Source organism: Salinarimonas sp. (genome assembly GCF_040111675.1).
Lineage (GTDB): Bacteria > Pseudomonadota > Alphaproteobacteria > Rhizobiales > Beijerinckiaceae > Salinarimonas.
Genome location: NZ_CP157794.1, coordinates 4,269,697 through 4,291,474 on the forward strand (window position 1 = coordinate 4,269,697; position 21,778 = coordinate 4,291,474).

The 21,778-nt window shown below is 70.8% G+C and carries 12 protein-coding genes; 4 read left to right on the top strand and 8 right to left on the bottom strand.

Features of this window, described 5'->3' with window-relative positions; all coding sequences use genetic code 11:
* The first annotated feature begins 136 nt into the window (after window positions 1–136).
* The gene (locus ABL310_RS19740) at window positions 137–955 is read left to right on the top strand and encodes an arylamine N-acetyltransferase (RefSeq protein ID WP_349368707.1); all 819 of its coding nucleotides are present in this window, start codon (window positions 137–139) and stop codon (window positions 953–955) included.
* A 32-nt stretch (window positions 956–987) separates the two neighbouring features.
* Window positions 988–1,290, top strand: a complete 303-nt coding sequence (locus ABL310_RS19745; RefSeq protein WP_349368708.1) for a phosphopantetheine-binding protein — start codon at window positions 988–990, stop codon at window positions 1,288–1,290.
* Between the two features lie 29 nt (window positions 1,291–1,319).
* Here the strand turns inward: ABL310_RS19745 and ABL310_RS19750 are convergent, their stop codons facing one another.
* Both ABL310_RS19750 and ABL310_RS19755 read right to left on the bottom strand, forming a co-directional pair.
* Window positions 1,320–7,559 carry an SIR2 family protein gene (locus ABL310_RS19750; RefSeq protein WP_349368709.1) on the bottom strand — a complete coding sequence of 2,080 codons (6,240 nt, stop codon included), beginning with the start codon at window positions 7,557–7,559 and terminating at the stop codon, window positions 1,320–1,322.
* Window positions 7,560–7,616: 57 nt separating this feature from the next.
* A complete protein-coding gene (locus ABL310_RS19755; protein WP_349368710.1) occupies window positions 7,617–9,695 on the bottom strand; it encodes an AAA family ATPase in 2,079 nt (692 codons plus the stop codon).
* A 191-nt stretch (window positions 9,696–9,886) separates the two neighbouring features.
* Here ABL310_RS19755 and ABL310_RS19760 point away from each other — a divergent pair, with 191 nt between their 5' ends.
* Window positions 9,887–10,189, top strand: coding sequence for a hypothetical protein (locus ABL310_RS19760; protein ID WP_349368711.1), 303 nt, complete (start codon window positions 9,887–9,889; stop codon window positions 10,187–10,189).
* A 278-nt stretch (window positions 10,190–10,467) separates the two neighbouring features.
* Window positions 10,468–11,883 carry a dihydrolipoyl dehydrogenase gene (locus ABL310_RS19765; RefSeq protein ID WP_349368712.1) on the top strand — a complete coding sequence of 472 codons (1,416 nt, stop codon included), beginning with the start codon at window positions 10,468–10,470 and terminating at the stop codon, window positions 11,881–11,883.
* A gap of 160 nt (window positions 11,884–12,043) precedes the next feature.
* On the opposite strand, the gene ABL310_RS19770 is transcribed toward ABL310_RS19765, so the two are convergent.
* From ABL310_RS19770 to ABL310_RS19795, 6 genes are all read right to left on the bottom strand, one after another.
* Window positions 12,044–12,739, bottom strand: a complete 696-nt coding sequence (locus tag ABL310_RS19770) for a PRC-barrel domain-containing protein (protein ID WP_349368713.1) — start codon at window positions 12,737–12,739, stop codon at window positions 12,044–12,046.
* 70 nt (window positions 12,740–12,809) lie between these two features.
* Window positions 12,810–13,613: a PRC-barrel domain-containing protein gene (locus ABL310_RS19775; protein ID WP_349368714.1), complete on the bottom strand. Its 804-nt coding sequence runs from the start codon at window positions 13,611–13,613 to the stop codon at window positions 12,810–12,812.
* A 208-nt stretch (window positions 13,614–13,821) separates the two neighbouring features.
* Window positions 13,822–15,654 carry an acetyl-CoA hydrolase/transferase C-terminal domain-containing protein gene (locus tag ABL310_RS19780; protein WP_349368715.1) on the bottom strand — a complete coding sequence of 611 codons (1,833 nt, stop codon included), beginning with the start codon at window positions 15,652–15,654 and terminating at the stop codon, window positions 13,822–13,824.
* The gene (locus ABL310_RS19785) at window positions 15,647–17,740 is read right to left on the bottom strand and encodes a 3-hydroxyacyl-CoA dehydrogenase NAD-binding domain-containing protein (RefSeq protein WP_349368716.1); all 2,094 of its coding nucleotides are present in this window, start codon (window positions 17,738–17,740) and stop codon (window positions 15,647–15,649) included. Before ABL310_RS19785 ends, ABL310_RS19780 begins: the two co-directional genes overlap by 8 nt.
* Complete coding sequence (locus tag ABL310_RS19790; RefSeq protein WP_349368717.1) at window positions 17,740–19,026, bottom strand: acetyl-CoA C-acetyltransferase; 1,287 nt, start codon at window positions 19,024–19,026, stop codon at window positions 17,740–17,742. Before ABL310_RS19790 ends, ABL310_RS19785 begins: the two co-directional genes overlap by 1 nt.
* Window positions 19,013–21,433: an acyl-CoA dehydrogenase gene (locus ABL310_RS19795; protein WP_349368718.1), complete on the bottom strand. Its 2,421-nt coding sequence runs from the start codon at window positions 21,431–21,433 to the stop codon at window positions 19,013–19,015. The genes ABL310_RS19790 and ABL310_RS19795 overlap by 14 nt, the downstream gene beginning before the upstream one ends.
* Between the last annotated feature and the right edge of the window lie 345 nt (window positions 21,434–21,778).

The window sequence follows — 21,778 nt, forward strand, 5'->3', positions numbered from 1 at the left end:
GTGGAGCCCAGCTGGCCCGCACGGTCGCGGTCGGGACCGGCATGGGGATCAGGAGCGAGACGTCCTGTTCAGCTCGATCGAGCCGATCCGAAGGCAAGCAGACGGAAAGACCGTGAAACGGCTTTGAGGGACGGGGATGAGCCTTTCGCAAGCACAATTCGCCGACGTCGCGGCCAAGCTCGGCATGCCGACCGAGATGCCCCTCACCAAAGACGGGCTGACCAGCATCTACAGGGCGTGGTGCAGGAATGTCGGCTATGACAACATCAGTCTTCTGAAGTATCTCGACAGCGGGTCGCGGGGTGACGTACCCGGAATGCCCGGGCCGATGTATTTCCGGCTCTGGCTGGACCAGGGGGTCGCGAATTTCTGCTGGGCGAATTGCGAAGCGCTCGGCGCCTTGCTGTCCACCTACGGCTTTCGCACCTCGCGCGTGATCGGGACGATGGGCACCGGGCGCAACCTGCTGATCACGGCGATGCCGCACGGTAGCCTTGCCGCGTATGTCGGTGAGGAGAAGTACATCGTCGACGCGACTTTCCTCTGCGAGGAGCCCCTGGCCATCGTACCCGGGGAACAGACCACCGCCGGCGCGGGGTCCTTGCAGGTCTGGTCGGACCCCGATGGCCAGATCCGCTGGCAATTGCCGCAAAGCCGCTTTTCCGGGTCGTTCCGCATCGAGGACGAGGATGTCCGCTACGAGCGGTTCGAGGAGGAGCACAGACGCACGGTCGACGGGCTCGCCAACGGTCGGCTGTACCGCGACAAGCTCTATCTGCGGCGCAACACCGGCGACGGCACGGTGACCTACGATCACGGCCACATCATCCGCCGCACGGCAGACAGCTTCACGATCGAAAGGGTGCCCAAAGGCGCGGCCCGCGACGCCTTGAAGACCTTCTTCGGGCTGGGCGACGCGGCCGTGAACGACATACCCGACGCGGCGCTGCACTAGCGCAGCGCACCTCGCCCGCGACGAGCAGTGGAGTGACCATCGTGAACGCGCAAGCTCCCCACCCGGATACGGCATCGAAATCCGAGATCATCGAGAAGTTCAAGGCGTGCCTGATCGAGCGGGCCAAGTTGCAGAGGCCGCCCGAGAGCATGGCGCACGACGTCCCGCTCTTCGGCGACGGCCTGGGCCTCGACTCCGTCGATGCGCTGCTGATGGCGCTCATCGTCGAAACCGAGTTCGGCGTCGCCGTCACCGACGACGACATCTTCGCCTTCACCTCGCTCAACGACATCGCCGACTTCATCCTGTCGCGCAACGGCAGCGCCGCGGCCTAGCCCGATCCGTTCACCGAGCCCCGACCTCTTCAGGTCCGGCCGAGCGCGGCCCGGGACAGCAAGGCCTGAGCGCGCGATGTCTCGTTGTTGTAGTGCGTGGCCTTCGCCAGTTCCAGGCTCTGGCGCGCGAGCTCGTTGGCGCCGCGCCGGTCCTGGCGCTGAAGGAGGATCTCGCCGTAGAGCGTCAAGGTGGCGTTCATCCTCAGGGTCATGAGGGTGCGCCGGCAGATCGCCAAGGCCCGGATCGCGGCGGAGCCGGCGGTGGCGGTCTCGCCCTGGCGCAGCAGGATCTCGGCACGCAGCCGCAGCGCGTCGGCCTGAATGCTCCAGATGTCCATGCGGCGGCCGTAGGCCTCGATCTCCTTCAGCCGCGCCAGCGCACGGGCGTCGTCGTGCTCCTCGTCGCCGACCGGCTTCTGGCGAAAGCGATGCGCGGTCGCGATGCGCGCGATCTCGATGTGATGGCGGACATCCTCGTGGCCGCCGGTCTCCGCGAGCGCCTGCGCCGCCCGAAGGCAGGCGTTCGCACCCTTCCGGTCGCGCGCGCCGAGGAATCGGCCGCGGTGGCCGAGAAGCAGAGCCGAGGCGCGCAGGTCGTCGGTGCGCTGCAGCTTCTCGGTGACGTCCCTGAACTGCTCCGCGAGCCCTTCGAAACGGCCGGTCACGTGCCTGAGCACGCAAAGGTAGCCCTGAGCGCTCAGATGCAGCACGCTGTCCGGCTCCGCCGCGGACGCGACGATGCGCGCGAGGCGTTGCTCTGCGGAGACGAGCTGGCCGCGCTCCAGCTGGACCAGCGCATGGTTGAAATCGATGTGATCGAAGATGGGCCCGGCCCGCGAACGGCCCTCGACTCCTTCATTGTACTCCGCCGCCTGGCGCAGGAAGCCGAGCGCCTCGGTCAGGCTGCCCTGGACCAGGGCGATGACCCCGATCTCGTTGTAGAGCCAGACGATCTCGTCGCGGTACAGCGGCTGGATGCGATCCGTCTCCGGGTTGAATTCCAGCCGGTCGACCGGTTGGAGCGGGCTGTCGGGGTCCTCCCTCTCGTTCGCGAGCTCCCAGGCCAGGCGGATGATCCAGCGCAGCCGGACCTTGTAGGTCTCCATGTAGCCGCGGCGGGGGGCGGTCGCACCTCCCATCTCCCGGCCCGAGAACCGCGAGATGGTGGATACGGACAGGGCCGAGCGGGCCAGGGAGAGCGCGGCGCGCAGCGCCTGCGCGCGCACACCGCGCGGATTGCTGGCGAAGGGCCAGGGCTGCAGCGTGGTCTCGTCGTGGGACAGGTCGGGATATTGGCTGGTGGCGATCAGCAATTGGCGGATGAAGCCGTAATTGTCCGGCGTCAGCTGCGCGCCGGAGGAAGGCATCGAGGTGTACAGCGTGGGCGCGAAGCCGTTGGTCGAGATCGAGTCGGCCGACGCCGTGCCCAGCATCGAGACCGCGTAGCGCTGGACGATCCTGTGCAGGGCGTAGCGATACTCCCTGGAGGCCGGCCAATCCGGCTCTTCCTCCCGCTCGTTCTCGTCGCGCGCCTTCTTCGCGAGCGCCACGAGCCGGACATGCGGCGTCAGCCGGAACACCAGGCCTCTGTAGGCGAGGGTCGTCAGAGCGCGGGCGACGACGCGGCGGCGGCTGGTCTCCAGCTCGACCCCGATCCTGTCGAAATGGTCGCGCACGCGCGGCAATCGCACGATGACGGCCGAGGACAGCGGCGCCCCGATGACGCCGAGATGCCGCAGGATGGTCTTGTGCAGCTCGATGTCGGCCTCGGCGTCGCCGACCTCGTGATAGCGCTGGTAGCAGGCCAGGACCTCCTGCAGCACGATCCCCTCGCGTCGGTCCTCACCGATGTTGCGCAGGCTGTTCGCCGTGTTCAAGAGGAAGCTCTCGGCCTCCCGCACCCCCTCCCGTGGATCGGCCGCCCGCACGATGACGTGCTCGGCCGCCGCGAGCAGCATCGTCAGCGAGTGACGGTTGTGGATCAGGTAGCGCCGCATCTCGCGCCACGCCCTCAGCGTGTCGTCCTGCTTGTCGATGCGCGCGCGCAGCAAGGCGCCGAAATCGATTTCGTCGTCCCCGACGAAGACGACCGAAGGGAAGTGCCGGCGGAAGGCGTCGAGCAGCGCGTCGCGGACGTGGGTCTCCACCATGCGTCGTGCGTCGTCGAGCTCGTCGGAGGTGGGCACGCCCGCCGGGGGATGACGATTCTCGTCGTCCCCGGTGCTCTCCCTCTCCCAGAGTCTCTTCAGCTCCTTCTTGGCCGCGTCGCGACCTTGCGCCAGCGCATCGCCGAACCGGCCCCACAGGGTCTCGATCTCCGCGTTCCTCGCGGCCTTGTGGGCTGGGAGCCGACTCTCCTCGACATCGTCGTAGGGCGGGTGATGCAGGTAGAGCCCCGCGGCAAGGACCGGAAAATTGTCGATCATCAGGGTGATCGGGTTCACGCCGCGGGCGAAGTGCACGTAGTTCGTCGGCTTGCCTTTCCGTTCGTCGGCGCTCGGACCCGTGCCGCGCGCAGGGTCGTGGTCGATCTCGAGGTCGCTGTTGCGAAGCCGCTGCGCGATCTGCTCGCGGGCCCGATCGGGCATGCGCGCCCGGTCCAGCTGCCGGTTGAGGAACGGGCGGCCGGCGAGCGGCCCGGTGAAGGGCGCACCGATCTCGTGCTCCGCGGCGACGATCACCACGTCGAAAGGCTTCGATTCCAGGCCCTCGCCGAGGATGAAATCGAGAAAGGCGCCGATCTCCGCGTTCTTGGGCTTGCCCTTCTTGTAGAACAGGTCGAGCGCGCTGATCACCAGGAGGAAGCGCAGCGGCCCGCGCCTGCGGCCGCGCGAGATGTCCGAGAAGCGCTCGCTCAGCCGCCGCAGCATGGTCAGCCGCGACAGGCCGTACAGCTCGTCCTTGATCGCCTTGCCGCGCGCGTCGACCTCGGACGGGTCGGGCGCTTCCAGCGCGGCCACCGTGTCGATCAGAGCCTGGACGATCATGTCGAAGCACGAGGCGATCTCGGTGGAAAAGCTCAGGTTGACGAAGGCGGCGGCGTGGATGCGCGGCCCCGGGGCATCGGGGTCCGTGTCGGCGTAGTATTCGGGCCAGGCGGCCCTGCAATAGGCCGTCAGCCCGGTTGGGCTGACGAAGGCGGAGGTGAAGGTGCCCTTGCCCAGCCCGCGCTGCGCCGCCACCGTGATCAGCAGCCGGCGCGACGGATCGTCCGGCGCGACGCCGGATCGGTTGCGCCATGCCGGCGTCCCGGGAACGCCGCTCGCCGGGTCGCCCGCGCGATGCCGCCCGGCCAGCGCGCAGACGAAGGTGTCGAACGCGCGCACGCCGGTCTTCCAGTCGGGTTGCAGCTCCGCTCCGGACTCGCACATGAACGGCTCGCCGGCGGGGCGCTTGTCCGGGATGCGGGTGATCGTGCTCTCGATGAGGTGCCGGATGTGCCGGCGCGGCAGCTTCGTGCGCGATGTCGGGGCGGGAATCTCCTCGAACTTGGCCAGTCGGCGCGGCGGCGAGTGCTGCCATTTCTCCCACCAGGATCGCCACTCGCGCTCGATCCCGTCGAGCGCGGCGCACAGGGCCGCGGTGAGCATGCTGCCCCGAAGACCGTCGAGCGCGATCCGAAGGGCGGCGATCTCGCGGTGCACCGCCGTCCCGGCGAACGGGTCGTCGGACCCGGTGGCGCGTCCGAGCTGCCCGAGTCCCCGCGCGTGCACCGCGCAGGCGATGCGGATCACCTGGTCGAGGAGGCCCACGTAGAAGCCGACGTAAGGCGTCCCGTCGACCGCCGTCGCCGCGTCGTAGTGAGGCGAGCGCCGGTTCACGTCGCTGCGGCGGACAGGGGTGAAGGTGCAGATGCGCAGCTGGGCTCGTCCGTTCTCGAAGCGCGTCACGAACGCCTCGATCGCCCTTCGGCTTTCCGTGTCGTCCTCGGACTGCGTGACCTTCTCGCCGCACAGCGCCATGAAGGCGAAGGCGCGGTTCATGGGCCCGAGATCGTCGCCCAGCGTGCCGCAGGCGTCGATGAGCACGCGCATCAGGCCCTTGTCCGCGTCGTCCTGCGACGGCTCGCGGTCTTCGAGGCGCTTCAAGGCGTCCGAGAGCGTCCTGATGACCGTGGAGATGCGCGCCAGCCAGTCGATGCTCTGCAAGTCTTTCTTCGTCTTCCCGGTTGCCGGGTCGATTTCACCGAGCTCGATCTCGATCTCGCCGCCGCCGTAGAAGATCGTGTGCACCCCATAGCGCATGTACAAGGCCGCGGCGTACTGGGTTCGTCGCTCCAGCGACTCCTCGGCGGGGAGCAGCGCGATCGCATTGTAGCCGATCGTCCGATCGCGGTTCGACATGAACTGGCGCAGCGGGCGCAGAAGGTCGGATTCGCGCATGCCCAGGCCGAGGAAGATCAACGGCGTGCTGGAGAAGGCGGTGGTGATGCCCTCCGAAACCGTGTCGCTGTGCTCGTCCTCGCGCAGGTAGAGGTTCATGTAGTTGCGCTCGGTGACCACGAGCGGGTCGTCGCGGGTCGCGCGGCCGTGCAGATGGAAGACCGAGGGCTGCTCCGCCTCGCGGGCCACCGAGAAGCCCACCAGGTCGGCGGCGCGTGCACGCGTGAACGTCTGGTCGCGGAGCACGCGCCCCACGGCGTCGTTCCGGAAATCGTTCTCGTCTGGACGCGTATTGACCGTCTCGCCGCGCTCGCGCGGCGGAAAATGCCGGTAGCCGGCATCCACGAAGAAGCGCTCGATCTCGAAGTCGTAGTTCAACGTGATGAACCGCTTGATCCCCAGCCGGTCGACGACGACGGAGAGCGGATCGAAGGGCTCGGCGATGATCGAGCGACGCGACTTGAAGTCGTCCCGTTTCAAGGGATTCGCGAACAGCGCCCCCGCGGTCCCATCGCCGATACCGAGGAATCTCCTTCTCGCGTCTTCCTCATGCAGCGCCAGGAGCACGGCGACGACGAAGCGCGAGGTCGGCGTGAGGAATTGCGCCCCGTCAGGCGCGCTATCGGCGTTCGTCTTCAGCTCGTCGAGAAAGCCTTCCCAGCGGGTGTTCAGGCCGTCCTCGCTGGGCAGGTCGAGCAATGAGGACCGAGCGGCGGCCTCGGTGCTGAATCCGGACAAGCGGAACGGCGCCAGCACCTCGTAGCGCTCCGGCTTCTCGCGGATGCCCGCGATGTCGCGGCGCAGCGCCGTCTCGTCGAAGACCGCCAGCTCGCGCTCGAACTTCCAGAGCGCGCGACGCTCGCCCTTGTCGAGCGTGCCGATTTCGCGCCCCGCCAGGAAGCCCTGACGCAGGGTGATCAGCGCGTGGGCGCATTCGTCGGCGAGCAGCAGCTTGGCCAGCGTCTCGAAGCTGAAGCCCGCTTCCGGTCGGTTGTAGGCGTCGAAATAGTCCGCCAGGGCGTGGCCGTAGGCCTGGAGAGCGTCCGCCAGCGTCGTGGGGTTCCCGGCTGGGCTCGCGGCGGCCCCGTCGCCGCGGATCAGCGTCCTCAGTTCCGGACCTCCACCCGCGAACTCGTCCTCGACCAACGCCCGAAGGGCCGAGAGCGCATTCTCGGGCGCCGCGCTGCGATCGTCGATCCAGCTGCCCGGCCAGGCGCGCGCGTAGTCGATCTCGCTGCGGTCGCGAGCGGTATCGCGCGCCGGCATGAAGAACTGCACATGGCGTTGCAGCTCGTCCTGGAGCTGTTGGGCGATCTCGAACTTGACCGGCGATCCCTCGCCGCCGGGAAAGTCGCCCCCGTCTTCCGCACGCTGGAAGGTCGCCGACAACTGCTCCACCTGCTTGCGCGCGTTTTCGATCTGACGGCGGCGAAAGCGCAGCCAACGCCAGACGTTGTAGCGGTCTCGCCGTTCCAGCTCCTTCCCGTCGGGGCCTGCGAAGACGCGATCGCGCAGCGCCTGGAGGCGTTCGTATCCCGTTGCGGGTTCCCGGTCGGCGGCGACGGTGACGGGCTCGACGATCCAGACCAGCCAGTCGATGAGCTGGCAGGCGCGCTCCGACACGACCTCGAAGGCCTTCAGGTTCTGCGTGACGACCGCGAGCTGCTCGCGCTCCCAGCCGGGCCAGGACAGCCGGCCGTAGGCCGCCGAGGTGCCCGAGCCGACGAAGGCGGTGAGGCTGCGGGCGTTCAGCGCCTGGAACAGGATCTGCCGCGCGCGCCCCTCGATCAAGGCGATGTCCAGCGTCTCGTCGAGCTGGTTGATCATGTAGGGCCAGTAGCGCAGCTGCTCCCGGATCTGCTCGTAGTACTTGCTCTCTGTGGTCATCGCGTGCCCCCGCGCCGCTGCCCCTCGTTCGGGGGCGCCGGCCCCCAGGGTCCCGACCTACGGCCCGAAAAAGCCGTCCGCATCGTCGACATGCAGCCTGATGCGCTCGGCGTCCGGCAGGTCGGAGACCTCCAGCCGGGCCTGTCCCGCGGGTACGGCGCACATCTTCAGCACCTGCTCGATGGAGCGCGCCCCGTAGGTGAAGTGCTCCACGTCGAGGAAGCGCTGCACCACGTCTGCGGCGACCGCCGCCCTGGCCCGCCCGTCCGTGACCACCTGCGGGAACGTCTTCTCCAGCAGGCTGCGCAGCAGGACGGCGCGGCGCAGCAGATGCGCCCCGGCGTCCTCTTCGTCGCTAAGCGGATTCGGCCCGCGAATGTCGAGCGTTGCGGAGAGCCGGGAAGCGAAGTCCGGGACCTTGAGCGTCCTGCCTTCCTCGAGCTTCGCGTCTCCGGCTTCGAGCTCGCTGCCGACGAAGTCGTCTGCCGTCCTCGCCGTTCCGCCGGCGAAGACCAGGATGGCGCGCCCCACCGGATGCACGCGGTCTCCGTCACGGAATTCCCCGTCCTGCATGGGCGCCAGGAAGCGGGCGACCAGCTGTCGGCCGTTGCTGTCGAACTCGTCGAAGAAGCACAAGGGCGTCTTGCCGCGCAGGCGCATGTCGCGCAGCACATGGAAATAGCCGGGCAGCGCCGCCGGCTCGGCTTCCGAGAGGTTGAACTCGAGCATCGGGATGCCGCGCTGTTGCGCGATCTGCTTGATGCCGAAGGATTTGCCCGATCCCGGCGGGCCGAACACCCCGATCGACAGCGGCTTCGTCGCGGAGCCGTCGGCGAGGTAGCGGTCGATCAGCCGCTGGATCGTGCGATAGCTCTCGATCTCGGCGCGATCCACCGTGGCGAACTTGCCGATGATCGCCGCGGGCAGGCTGCGCAGCCGCGGCTCCCCGTGCGTGACGATGTCGAGCGCGAGCTGGTCCGTATCGCGCTCGAGCTCGCGGATCAGGCGGAAGCCCGGCTGGATGTCGGCGAGAGCGAGCGCGACGTGGCGCAGTTCCCCCGCCCCCCCTGCCGAGGCGGCGGCCGTCTTCTCGATGTCGGGCCACTCGAGGCGTCGGGAAGCATCCTTCAGGTCGTGGATCGTGATGTGCCCCCGCGCATAGCGCCGCACTGCGGTCAGCGCCTGCTCGAGCACGTCTCGGTCGATCCGCCAGTCGCTGTCGCGCAGCGCCGTCAAGAGGGCGCAGCTCAGCGCGTTCATCTGCCCGTAGAGGAAGCCCGGCCGCTCGTGAGCCTGGTCTCCTTCCGCGCTGGAGGGATGGAAGACGAAGTCGATGTGCGCGCCCGCTTCGGAGATCAGCGCGAGCGCCTCGACGTCGAACTGCACCAGGACCCGCGTGTAATGCTCGCGGAGCCGGCTCAGAACGCCGTTCCGGTCGTGCAGCGCCTTGGCGAGATCCTCCAGGGCCGCGTCCCAGGACAGATGGCCGCGCAGACGTTGGCCGGACGTGCGCAGGTCGTTGGCGGAGACGATGAGCAGCTTCTCCGGACCGTCGATGGCGTCGAGCGCCTCGAGGAGGGGCTCCGGGCCGTCCGCCTTCGGCAGCAAGGGGGGATGCCGCTTGTGCAGGACGATCTTCGCCGTCGGCCCGAGCGTCGCGAGCCTCCGGGCCGCCGCGGCGTCGTGCCGTGTCGAGCGGCCCGCGTCGTTGAGGAAGATCGCCTCGGCGGCCTCCAGCCTGGCGGTGACCGCATCCGCTGCGCCGGTCTCGGCGAGGGCGCCGCTGTGGCTCCGGAGGGGTGCGCCCTCGAAATAGCCGTCGAAGCTCTGCACGCGGGCATGGACCGGTTTCTTCGACCGGTCCGGCGCGGGATCGAAAGCCTCGGGCGCCTTGCCCGGCGGCGTCAGGCAACCCAGGCTGACCAGGGAGTGCAGGCTCTCGCCGTCGACGCCCTCCACGGCCAGAAGCTCGGTCTCGAACCCGAGCCCGACGAGCGTCCGGGCGGACAGCCTCACGCCGCCGTCCTCGATCCAGATCGTGAAGGTGGGATCGGCTCCCGCCTCGCCGCCGCGCGGCGGCAGCTTCAAAAGGCACAGATCCGTCGCCGCGTCCCCCGCGACCCAAACCCTCGCCATGCCCCCGCCTCCGCTGGTTCGTATTCGTAATTATTTTGCACATCTTACTCGAGCCATCGCCAAATGTGAACAAGAACACATCGAGAGGTTCGTGAACGGCGGGCTTGAGGAGGCCGGACGGGCGCGGCATGCCCGTCGCGCAACGATCCGCGGCCGGCATTCGTTGACCGGAAGCAGCAGAGGAGCCGCCCATGGCCCAGTCCGACATTCCCGGCCGAACCGCCGACAGCGCCCGGCGCTATGCGCAGGACGCCTACGAACGCTCGTCGCGCTACGTCCAGCGCCAACGTGAGCGCCACCCCGAGGCCGAGCGCTACATCGGCTACGGTACGGGAGCCGTCCGCCGGCCCGTGAACCAGAACCCGATCCTTTCGGTCCTGGTCGCAGGCGCGGTCGGGTACTGTCTCGCGTACCTGATCCATGGCGCCGGACGACGCGGAGGCGCGGGCGTGCCCGAATACGCCCGTTCGGAGACGCGCTACCGCTGGGATTGACGCCGCCGTGGAGGCGCCGACGACGAACGGCCGCGCCGGTTCGGCGCCGACGTCGCGCGCGTCACCCGGGAGCCGGCGAGCGGGTCCTCCGCGACGACGACGGCGAGCGCGGCGAGGAGCAGGAGCTCGAGCGCCATGGCGCAGGCGACCGCCGCCCTTGCCGGACCGCGTTCTCGACACACCTTCCGATACCGCCGGGTGCCGAACGAGACGCGACGAAGGCGAGCGCCGACGGCCGGCGGGTGGGGGTAGCCAACGCGAACCTGGCGAGTGAGCACGTGAAAGAGGTCGATACGATCATCGTCGGGGCGGGCACCGCGGGCCTGTCCGCGCTGCGCGAGGTGCGCCGGGCCACGGACGATGTCCTCCTGGTGAACGACGGGCACTGGGGCACGACCTGCGCCATGGCGGGCTGCATGCCCTCCAAGGCGCTGATCGAGGCGGCGAACGCCTTCCATCGACGCCATGCCCTCGCCGCGTTCGGGATCACGGGCGCGGAGGCGCTCGGCGCCGACGTCCCGGCGGTCCTGGCGCGCGTGCGCGCGCTTCGTGACGGCTTCGTCGAGGGCCCCGCGTCGACGCCGCGGCAGCTCGGCGAGCGGGCGCTGTCCGGGCGCGCCCGGCTGTCGGGGCCGGGACGGATCGCGGTGAACGGGGAGGAGATCGCGGCGCGCGCGATCATCCTCGCACCCGGCAGCAGGCCGATCGTGCCGGGCCCGTGGCGGGGCTTCGGCGCGCGCATCCTGACGACCGACAGCCTGTTCGACCAGGCCGACCTGCCGCGCCGCATCGCCGTGATCGGGATGGGCGCGATCGGCATCGAGCTCGCGCAGGCGCTGGCGCGGCTGGGAATCGCGGTCGCGGGCTTCGATGCGATCGACGGGCTCGCGGGCATCGACGATCCGCGGGTTCTGGCCGCCTTCCGTCCGCTGATCGAGGCGGAGATCGCGCTGCATCTCGGCGCCGCCGCCGAGCTGGAAGAGGCCGGCGACGCCATTCGCGTCAGCGGCGCGACGGGGGCTTTCGAGGCAGACGCCGTCCTGGCGGCGATGGGGCGGCGCCCGAACGTCGACGATCTGGGGCTCGAGACGCTCGGCGTGCCGCTCGACGACGACGGCCTGCCGGAGGTCGACCCCGCGACGCTGCGCATCGGCGATCTCCCGGTGTTCCTCGCAGGCGACGCCAACGGCTACCGTCCGCTCCTCCACGAGGCGGCCGACGAAGGCTTCATCGCCGGGCGCATGGCCGCGCCCCAGGCCGGCGGCGACAGCCTGTGCCGCCGCACGCCGCTCGCGATCGTATTCTCCTCGCCGCAGGTGGCGCGCGTCGGACCGCCGCTGTCGGAGCTCGACGGAGAGGCCATCGCCTCGGCGAGCGCCGACTTCTCGAGCCAGGCCCGCGCCCGGATGGCGCAGCGAGCCGGCGGCATGCTGCGGATTCATGCGGAGCGAGCGAGCGGACGGATCGTGGCGGCGGAGATGTGCGTGCCCGCGGCCGAGCACCTCGCGCACCTGCTGGCGCTCGCCGTCGAGCGCGGCATGACGGTCGCGGACGTGCTCGCGACGCCCTTCTACCACCCGGTGCTCGAGGAAGGCCTGCGCAGCGCCCTGCGCAGGCTTTCGAGGGAGGTCTCCGGCGAGGGCGGGTCCGATCTGTCGAGCTGCGCGGAAATCGGGCACGACGCGCTGGATTGACGAGCGCGGGATCGAGCGGCGGACGAAAGGCCCCGGGAGGCGAGGCCGCCACGGCCGCCTTCGTCGCGGCTGGTCGAACCCGGGCCCCCGCATCGCGTTCGGAGAGGCCCGATCCGGCGGGCGAAAGACGGCCGAGCACGCGGACGACCGAGCCGGGCGCCTACGGCCCGACCTGCTGCGCCGCCTCGCCCGCTTCCGCGCTGGCGATCGGGATCTCGTGACGTTCCACGCCGGGGTGCAGGCCCTGCTCGACGCCCGCGAAGCGGAACGCGTAGAGGCCGCCGCCGAGGGCCGCGCTGCGCTGCACGAGCGCGGCCTCGAGGCGCCCGTCCCGCGACAGCGCGAGGTCGACGACCGTCCCGAAATCGACCCCGTCGGCGGCGCTGACGACGTCGTCGAGAAGCTCGCTCGCGAGGAACGCGTTCGGCCCGTGCGCGGCCGGCGCCGCCTCCAGGGGACGTCCCTCGAACACGACCGCGTCCGACGTCGTCGGGGCGACGAGGCGGCCGGTCGCGCCGTCCGGGCCGTCGATCTCGCCCCAGGGCACCGCGGCGTAGTCGCGGCCGAGCCCCTCGTCGCGCTCCACGAGGACGGCATTGACCGCGCCGTCGGCCGTGAAGACGAGATCGTCGACGCGCCCGATGCGGGCGCCGTCGGCGCCGAGCATCGGCTCGCCGATGGCGTCGCGCGCCCGCCACGCGGCGGCGAGGCGATCGGGATCGACCGACCCGACCTCCAGTGGCGTGCTGCGGACCGCCTCCTGCGACGCCGCCGGAGCGGCGAGCTGCGCGAGTACGGCCGCGGCGATCGAGGCGGCGGCGGGCAATCTCGCCGCCATCGGTCTTCCAGCTGTCATCGGCAGGCCTCCCGTCTCAGGTTCTCCCTCCGACCCTCGTCGGCGCATCGCGTCTCTGGAATGGCCGCGCTCAGCCGCCCCCGCGCAGCTCGCGGGTCTCGAACGGCTCGGCGCCGCGGACCTCCTCCTCGGTGTACGGGACCGGGTAGCGGGCGCCGTAGGGCGTCCAGCCGCGATAGCCCCAGCCGGCATAGGGATAGGCGTAGGTGCCGTAGCCCCAGCCGGCCCCGGCCGTGATCACCACGGCGGCGATCTCGGCGTTCTCGTCGAAGACGATGTCGCGCACGTAGCCGTAGGGCGCGCCCTCGGTGAGGTAGGCGTAGTCGCCGATCAGCTCCTCGACGCGCCAGGCGCGGGGACCGGTCGCAACGTCGTCGGCGAACCAGCCCTCGTCCTCCACCGGCGTGATCTCCTCCCCGGCGACCCGGGCGGTGAGCATCTCGCGGGTGAAGTCCTCGTAGCGCTCCATCGCCTCCTCGGTGACCGGGATGCGCACGCTCTCGAGGCCGGGGCCGACCTCGACCTCTTCCCACGGCACGTTGATCATGGTCTGGCCCATGCCGAGCACGCCGCCGACCTCCATCAGCAGTGAGACGATCCTCCCGTCGGCGTCGACGACGATCGTCTCGACGTCGCCGACGTCCTCGCCGGTCGCGTCGATCACGTCGGCGTCGCGCAGGGCGCGAGCGCTCCAGCCCTGCTCGTAGACGTCCCGCACCTGCCACTCGCGCAGCGGGACGACGTCGGCGTCCGAGATGGGCGAGTCGATCCGGGTCTGCGCGGCCGGCTGCTGCGCCTGGAGCGTCTGTACGCCGGCCAACGTGGTCGCCGCGAGGGACGTCGCGAGAATGGCGAGGAATTTCGGCGTGGTCATCACGGTCTCTCCTTGTCCTGCGGCGCCGATCGTGGCGGCGAAGCGGTGCGATTGGGCCGCCACGTCTCGGCTCGATCGACGAGCCCCGCCTTGCGAACCGGCGCCGCCGCGCCCGCGTTCCCATGGCGGCCTGTTATTGGCGGCCTGTTATTGGCGGCCTGGAATCGTCCCGGTAGCGCGGACGGCGCGACGCATCGTGCCGCGCGCCTCAGAGCGTCTCGCGCAGCGCGCCGCGCAGCGCCGCGGCGCTCGCGTGCTCGGCGACGCCGCTCGGGTCCGAGAATCCCATCCGCGCCATGCAGGCGGCCTCGACCTCGGCGTGAGACGTCGGCTCGCCCCGTCCCGCGAGCGCGAGGCGCGCCAGCTCGGTCTTGGACGCCTGCGCCGCCTTCAGCTTGGCGAGAGCCGGCAGAAGCCGCCGCTCGACACCGTCGAAATCGGTTCCCAGCGGAAAGGTCGGCAGGTCCAGGGGACCGAGCCAGGCGTCGAGCGTCTCGGGCAGGTTGCTGCGGTGCGCCTGCGGGAGCTCGTAGTCCGCCGGCAGCTTGCCGGCCGCCTTCGCCTCCGCCGTAAGCCCGTCCTGGAAGCGGCTGTCGGCGACGGCGAGCATCGCCGCGATCACCTGCGCGTCGCTGCGCCCGCGCAGGTCGGCGATGCCGTATTCGGTCACGACGATGTCGCGCATCTGCCGCGGCACGGTCTCGTGGGGGTAGGAGAAGACGATGTTCGACACCGTCTCGCCGTTGCGCGTGCGGGTCGCGGGCACGGCGATGACGGATCGCGCGCCTTCCAGCGCGAGCGCCTGAGCGACGAAATCGGCCTGGCCGCCGACGCCGCTGATCACCTGCCCGTCGCCGGTGCCGTCGGAGATCACCGATCCGAGCAGCGTCGCCATCAGCGCCGCGTTGACGAAGCGCGCGTTCCGTCGCGCGGCGCGCTTGCCCGCCTCCTCGCCGAAGAGCGTGTTCGTGAAGGAGACCGGCACCATCGCGATCTTCGCCCGGCGCTCCGGCTCCATCTCCCGCAGCTGCGTGTAGAAGTCGCGGCAGCCGACGAAGAAGGCCGCGTGGATCGCCCGACCGTCGACCTCGCGCTTGATCACGCCGCGCTGGAACAGCGGCAGCATCGCGTCGACCAGCATCTCGGTCACGGCGTAGAGCCCCTCCTCGAAGGGACCCGCCTCGCGGAAATCGCCGTGCGGGAGCGGACAGCGCTCCCAGATCTCGGCGGCCCGACCCTCGTGTCGCAGGATGAGCGCGTGCGCCACGGCGTCGCCGATCGAGCCGATGCCGATCTGCAGCGTGCCGCCGTCCGCGATCAGCCGCGACGCGTGCAGCCCGATCGCGTGATCGGCGTTCTTCACCGGACGCTTCACGACCGAGAACAGCTCGTACGCGGCCTCGGGAACGTCCAGCAGCAGGTCCGCCTCCTCCACCGGCACGCTGGCCTCGCCGCCCATGAAGGGGAGTTGCGGATGCGTCTCCGCCGCGAGGACGAAGGGGAGCCGGCCCTCGCGGCGCAGGCGCAGCAGGTCGAGGGAGACGTCGGCGTTGCACGAGAGGCTGAGCGCGTCGCCCTCACGCGTCACGAGCTGGAGCACGACGTTCGGCTCGCGCGAGACGAGCACGCCGAGCGCGTCCGAGAAGTTGACGCAGACGTGGTCCTGCTGGGCCTGCGCCACGCCCTTCCACTCCCCGGCCATGAAGAAGAACTCGGTGACCCGGATGTTTTCGGGCAGCGTGCCGCCCCGCAGGCGCTTGGCGTAGAGGATGTCGGGATAGACGCCGAAGAGCCGGTCGCGGGCGGGCTCGAGGAAGCGCCGCTCCATGTCGCTCGACGCCTCCGGCCGCTCGAGCGTCAGCGCCGTGAAGATCGCAAGCCGGATCGACGTGTCGGCGACGGCGAGCTCGGTGAGGGCGTTGAGGAGCCGCACCGGCTTGCCGAGCCCCAGCGGCGTCGCCACGCGCACGTCGCCCCCGGTGCGCTCCACGATCTCGCGCGCGATCGCCTTCGCGTCGTCCCGGATCCGCGCCTCATCCATAGCGCGACCACCCCTCGTCGGGGGCGAAGCGCGGCCCATGGCGCTCGGCGAGCGCGGCGAGGCGCTCGCGCACCGTCGCATGCCCACGGTCGCGGGCGTACTTCATCGGGCCGCCGCGGAAGGGGGCGAAGCCGGTGGCGAAGACCATCGCGCCGTCGACCTCGTCCTCGTCCTCGGCGACGTCGCGGCGCAGGCATTCGACGCAGGCGTCGAGCATCGGCAGGATCAGGCGGTCGGTGAGGTCCTCCGGACCCGTTTCGCCCTCGCCCGGGTCGGGCCGACCGCCGGACCAGTCGTAGAAGCCCTGCCCCGTCTTCTTGCCTTGTCGCCCGTCCTCGACCATCCGGCGCATCCAGTCAGGCACGTCCGGGATGGGCTTCTCCAGATCCGCCCTCAGGCTGTCGGCGACGTCGAGGCAGATGTCGAGCCCGACCTGGTCGGCGAGCGCGATCGGTCCCATCGGCATGCCGAAGCGCAAGGCCGCGCGATCGATCACCTCCTTGGGGACGCCCTCGTCGAGCAGCACGACGGCCTCCATCAGGTACGGCGTCAGCGCCCGGTTGACGAGAAAGCCGGGATGGTCGCGCACCGGCGCCGGCAGCCGGTCGATGGCGCCGCAATAGGCGGCGAGGCGTCGGCTCGTGCGCGCGTCGGTGGCCCGCGTGCGCACCACCTCGACGAGCTGCATCTTCGAGACCGGGTTGAAGAAGTGCAGCCCCGCGAAGCGCTCGGGGTTCTTCACCGACCGCGACAGCGCCTCCAGCCGCAGGCTCGAGGTGTTGGTGGCGAGGATCGCGTCCGGCTTCATCTCGGCGCCGACGCTCTCGTAGATCTTCGCCTTCAGCTCGGGCTTCTCGGGCACCGCCTCGATCACGAGATCGGCGCGCTTCGCGCCGTAGCCGTTGGGATCGGGCATCATACGGTCGAGCGCGTCGCGGGTCTCGGCCGGGCTCAGATGCGCGCCCTCGCAAACGCCGGCGGCCGTCTTCACGGCCTCGCCGAGCACGTCGAGCTTCACGTCCGACAAGCTGACGGTCTTGCCGCTGATCGCCGCCCAGGCCGCGATCTCGGCCCCCATCTCGCCGGCGCCGACGACGTGGACGTGCGCGATCTCGTCGTCGCCCCGCGCGCGCTGCTTCAGGGCCTGCCGCAGGAAGAAGACCCGCACCAGGTTCTTCGCTGCGTCCGTCGCGAGGAGGCTCGCGAAGGAGCGGATCTCCGCGTCCTGCATCGCCGCGGGATCGTCGCCGTGCGTCTCCCACAGGTCGATGAGCGCTGAGGGCGCGGGATAATGCTCCTGCGGCGCCTTCTCCTGCGTCCTCGCGCGCATCTGCCGCGCGGCGAGGCTGCGCGTGCGGCCGAACTTGAGCGCGCCCGATTTCAGCCCGCCGGCGAGGCCGCCTTTCCTGCGGGGCTCGACCTCGCCGTCGGCGCAGGCGCGCACGGCGGCCGCCACGTGGCGCTCCTGCGTGACCACGTCGGCGATGCCCAGCGCCTTCGCCTTCTTCGTATGGGCCTTCTTGCCGGTCAGCATCAGCTGCATGGCCTCGACCTGATCGATGAGCCCCGTCAGCCGGAACGTGCCCCCGAGCCCGGGATGGAGGCCGAGCCGCGTCTCCGGCATGCCGAAGGCGGCCCCGTCGACCGCGATGCGCCAGTCGCAGGCGAGCGCCAGCTCGAACCCGCCGCCGAGCGCCTCGCCGTGGACGACGGCGATCGTCGGGCAGGGGAGATCGGCCAGGCGGTCGACGATGCGATGGCCGTCGCGCAGCATGACCTCGACGTCCTTCGGGTCCATCGCGGAGAATTCCGCGATGTCGCCGCCTGCGGCGAAGCCCGCCGGCTTGCCCGAGCGCAGGACGAGCGCCTTGGGCGGGGTCTCCTCGAGGCGCTCCAGCCGCGCGCCCAGCTCGGCCATGACCGCCCTCGAGATCGTGTTGGGGCCGTCGCCGGGCGCGTCGAGGATCATCCAGACGATGCCGTCCGGCCCCTTGGCGTGACGCCAATGGCCCTCGCGCGCGGCGTCGCGCGCCGGACCGAGCTCGAGCCGCGTCTCGCCCAGGTGTCGAAGCACGGGTCCCGTCATCACACGACCTCCAGAAGCATGGCCCCGCCCTGGCCGCCGCCGATGCACTCGGTGGCGATGCCGCGCCGCTTGCCGAGGCGGCGCAGGGCGTTGACGAGATGCAGGACGATGCGGTTGCCGCTCGTGCCGACCGGGTGGCCGAGCGCGATCGCGCCGCCGTCGACGTTGAGCCGGTCCGTGTCGATCTCGCCGAAGGCGTCGCCGAGGCCGAGCACGGCGCGGCAGAAATCCGCGTCGCGCCATGCCGCGCGGCAGGCGAGCACCTGCGCGGCGAAGGCCTCGTTGATCTCCCACAGGTCGATGTCGTCGAGGCCGAGCCCCTGGCGGGTCGCGATCGGCGTCGCGGCGAGCACCGGCGCGAGGCCCATCACGGACGGATCGAGGGCGGCCCATTCGCTGTCGACGATGCGCGCGATGGGCGTGAGCCCCTGCGTCTCGACCGCCTCGCCCGAGGCGACGACGACCCAGGAGGCGCCGTCGGTGACCTGCGAGGAATTGCCGGGCGTGACCTTGCCGTAGGGCTTCTCGAAGGCGGGCTTGAGCTTGGCGAGGGCGTCCATGTCGCTGTCGGGGCGCACGCCGTCGTCGGAATCGTAGGCGCGGCCCTCGCGGGTGAAGGCGGGCTCGACCTCGCCCGCGAGCCAGCCCTCCTCCTGCGCCTTCGCCAGCCGGTGATGGCTCGTCATCGCGTAGGCGTCCGCCGTGGCGCGGTCGATGTCGAAGCGGTGCGCCAGCACCTCCGCGGTCTGGCCCATGTTGAGCTCGGTGATCGGGTCGGTGAGGCCCCGCTCGAGGCCGATCACGGGCTGGAAGAAGTTCGGGCGCAGGTCCGCCATCCGCCTTGCGCGCTCGACCTGGCTCTTGGCCTGCGCGACGTCGGCGAACCATTCGACCGCCTCCTCGCGCATCACGAGCGGCGCGTGGCTCAGCGCCTCCGTGCCGCCGGCGAGGATCAGCTCGTGCGATCCCTCGCGAATGTAGCGGCAGGCCGTGTCGATGGACTGCATCCCCGAGCCGCAATTGATCTGCATCGTGAACGCCACCTGGTCCGCGCCGAGCCCCAGCCGCAGCGCGGCGACGCGGGCGGGGTTCATCTCGTCGGCGATGACGTTGACGCAGCCGAGGATGACGAGGTCGATCGCGTCCGGCGACAGCGGCAGCCGCGCCAGCAGCGGGCGCCCGCATTGCACGGCGAGGTCCACCGGCGTGAACGGCCCGGGCTTGCCGCGGGCCTTCAGGAACGGCGTGCGCGCGCCGTCCACCAGAAAGACGTCACGATCGCTCATGGGAACCCTCCTGCGGGCGGACGACCGCTTCGGGCGTGGTGCGCCGATAGGCCGGCAGCAGCCGGGCGAGCTCGTCCTGGCTGAAATCGTCGACCGCCACCGCGCGCCGCACCGCGGCCGTCGTCTCCTCGTATCGCGCCCGCTCGCGGGGCGAGAGCGCGCCGGAACGCACCGCCTCTTCGGGTCCGACGCCGACCTTGCGCAGCTTCGAGGCGATGCGCTCGGCGCCGAGGACCGCCTCCCAGGCCTCGCCCAGCACCCGCACGCTCTCGCGCTCGCAGCCGCCGAAGATGCGGCCGACGATGCGCTCGCGCGTCTGCGAGGGCTCGTAGAGAAGGTCGCTGCAGGCCTTCACCAGCGCGTCGTCGGGGGCGCGCACGGCGCGGCCGGGCCGCAGCAGCGCGCGCAGCGCGCCGCCGACCCACGGATTGGGAAAGTTCGCGAGAACCTCGTCGAGGGCGATGCGGATGCGGGCGAAACCGCGATCGGCGGCGAAGCGCACGAGCGGGAAGTCCGCGGCGGGCCGGCCGTCGTCCTCCCAGCGCTTCACCGTGGCGGAGAGGAAGTAGAGCTCCGAGAGGATGTCGCCCATGCGCGCGGAGATCATCTCCTTCTTCTTCAGCCCGCCGCCGACCGTGAGGAACAGCGCGTCCGTGGTCAGCGCCAGCGCGGCGGACCAGCGCGTCATCTGCCGGTAGATCGGCGTCGCGCGGCCGCGATCGGGCGCAGGGGCGAGGAGCCCGTCGGACCAGGCGAGTTGCGTCGCCCGCGCGAGCGTGCGCGCGGTGTGCGCGACGTGCTTCCACAGATGCGCGTCGAACCGCGCGAGCGAGACGTCGTACCGCCGCTCCTCCAGCGCCATCATCTCGTCGAGCATGTGCGGATGCGCCCGGATCGCGCCCTGGCCGAAGATGATCAGGTTGCGGGTGACGATGTTGGCGCCCTCGACGGTGATGGCGATCGGCACGCCGCGGTGGAGCGGGAGCAGGTAGTTGCTCGGCCCGTCGATCACCGCCTTGCCGGAATGGATGTCCATGGCGTCGTCGAGCGCCTCGCGCATCCGGTAGGTCGCGTGCGCCTTCATGATGCCCGAGACGACGGCGAGCGCCCTCCCCTCGTCGAGCCCCGCGCAGGTCAGCCGCCGCGCGGCGTCGAGCGCGTAGGCGTTGGCGGCGAGCGGGCCGAGCCGCGCCTGGATGCCCTCGAACCTGCCGATCGGGATGCCGAACTGCTCGCGCACGCGGGAATAGGCGCCCGACGTGTGCGCCGCCATCGCGACCGCGGCGGAGGCCATCGACGGCAGCGAGATCCCCCGCCCGGCGGCGAGCGCGCTCATCAGCATCGTCCAGCCGTGCCCGGCGCAAGCCGGCCCGCCGATGATGCTGTCGAGCGGGATGAAGACGTCGTGCCCCGTGGTGGGGCCGTTCTGGAACATGATCTGCGAGGGGACGTGCCGGCGCCCGATCTCGACGCCGTCGAGATGGGTGGGCACCAGCGCGCAGGTGATGCCGATCTCCGCGTCCTCGCCGATCAGGCGGTCCGGGTCGTAGAGCTTGAAGGCGAGGCCGAGCACCGTACACACCGGCGCGAGCGTGATGTAGCGCTTCGACCAGTTCAGCCGGATGCCGAGGACCTGCTCGCCCTCCCACTCGCCCCGGCAGACGACGCCGCTGTCGACCATCGAGGCCGCGTCCGAGCCCGCCTCCTCGCTGGTGAGCGCGAAGGCGGGGATCTCGCGACCGTCCGCGAGGCGGGGCAGCCAATGGTCCTTCTGCGCCTCGGTGCCGAACTGAAGCAGGAGCTCGCCGGGACCCAGCGAGTTCGGCACCATCACGGTCACCGCGGCGGCGATGGAGCGGCTCGCGATGTAGCGCACGACCTCCGAATGGGCGTAGGCGGAGAATTCGAGCCCGCCGCGCGAGCGCGGGATGATCATGCCGAAGAACTTCTCCTCGCGCATGAACCGCCAGACCTCCGGAGGCAGGTCGCCCTCCTCGCGGTTGATCTTCCAGTCGTCGAGCATGGCGCACAGGCGCTCGCACGGCCCGTCGAGGAAGGCCTGCTCGCGCGGGCTCAGCCGCGGCGCCTCGACCGCGTCGAGCTTGCGCCAGTCCGGATCGCCCGAGAGCAGCTCCGCATCCCACCAGCTCTCGCCGGCATGCAGGGCCTCGCGCTCGGTCTCGGAGAGGCGGGGGAGCGCCTTGCGGGCCCAGCCGTGGATCGGCTTGGTGAGAATCTCCCGACGGATGGACCCGGCGAGATCCCCACCGCGGTCCCGGGACGATCCCCGACGCTGCGCCAGAAGTGCGGCGCCGATGCCCAGGCCGATACCCATCGCGGCGAGCCCGATGGCGATGCCGGCGCTGGAGCCTGTCTTGCGGACGCCCGGCTCGCGACGGGGTCTCATCGGGTCGTTACGCCCCGGCGCACGGGAGAAGCGGCTGATGTCGTCTTGCGGCAAGCGGAGTTTCTCCCTGTTCTTATCCTTGCCTCGTCAACCCGCCCCCACACCGCTCGTTCCGTCGACGGCGTGCCGGTCGACCCGCGCCGCGCGGCGGGAGCGCCAGGTCGAGCGGCGGGTGGAAACGGCGACGGGCATCCGCTAGTCTGCTTCCGCGAGAGCCGGGCCGATCCGCCTCGCCCGTCCGCTCGCCGCCGACCCGCCCGTCGCCGCCCCACCCCCCGTCGCCGTCGCACACGATCCGGAGGACCGATGCCGATCCCGCTCGACGTCCAGCGAGCGACCGCCGCA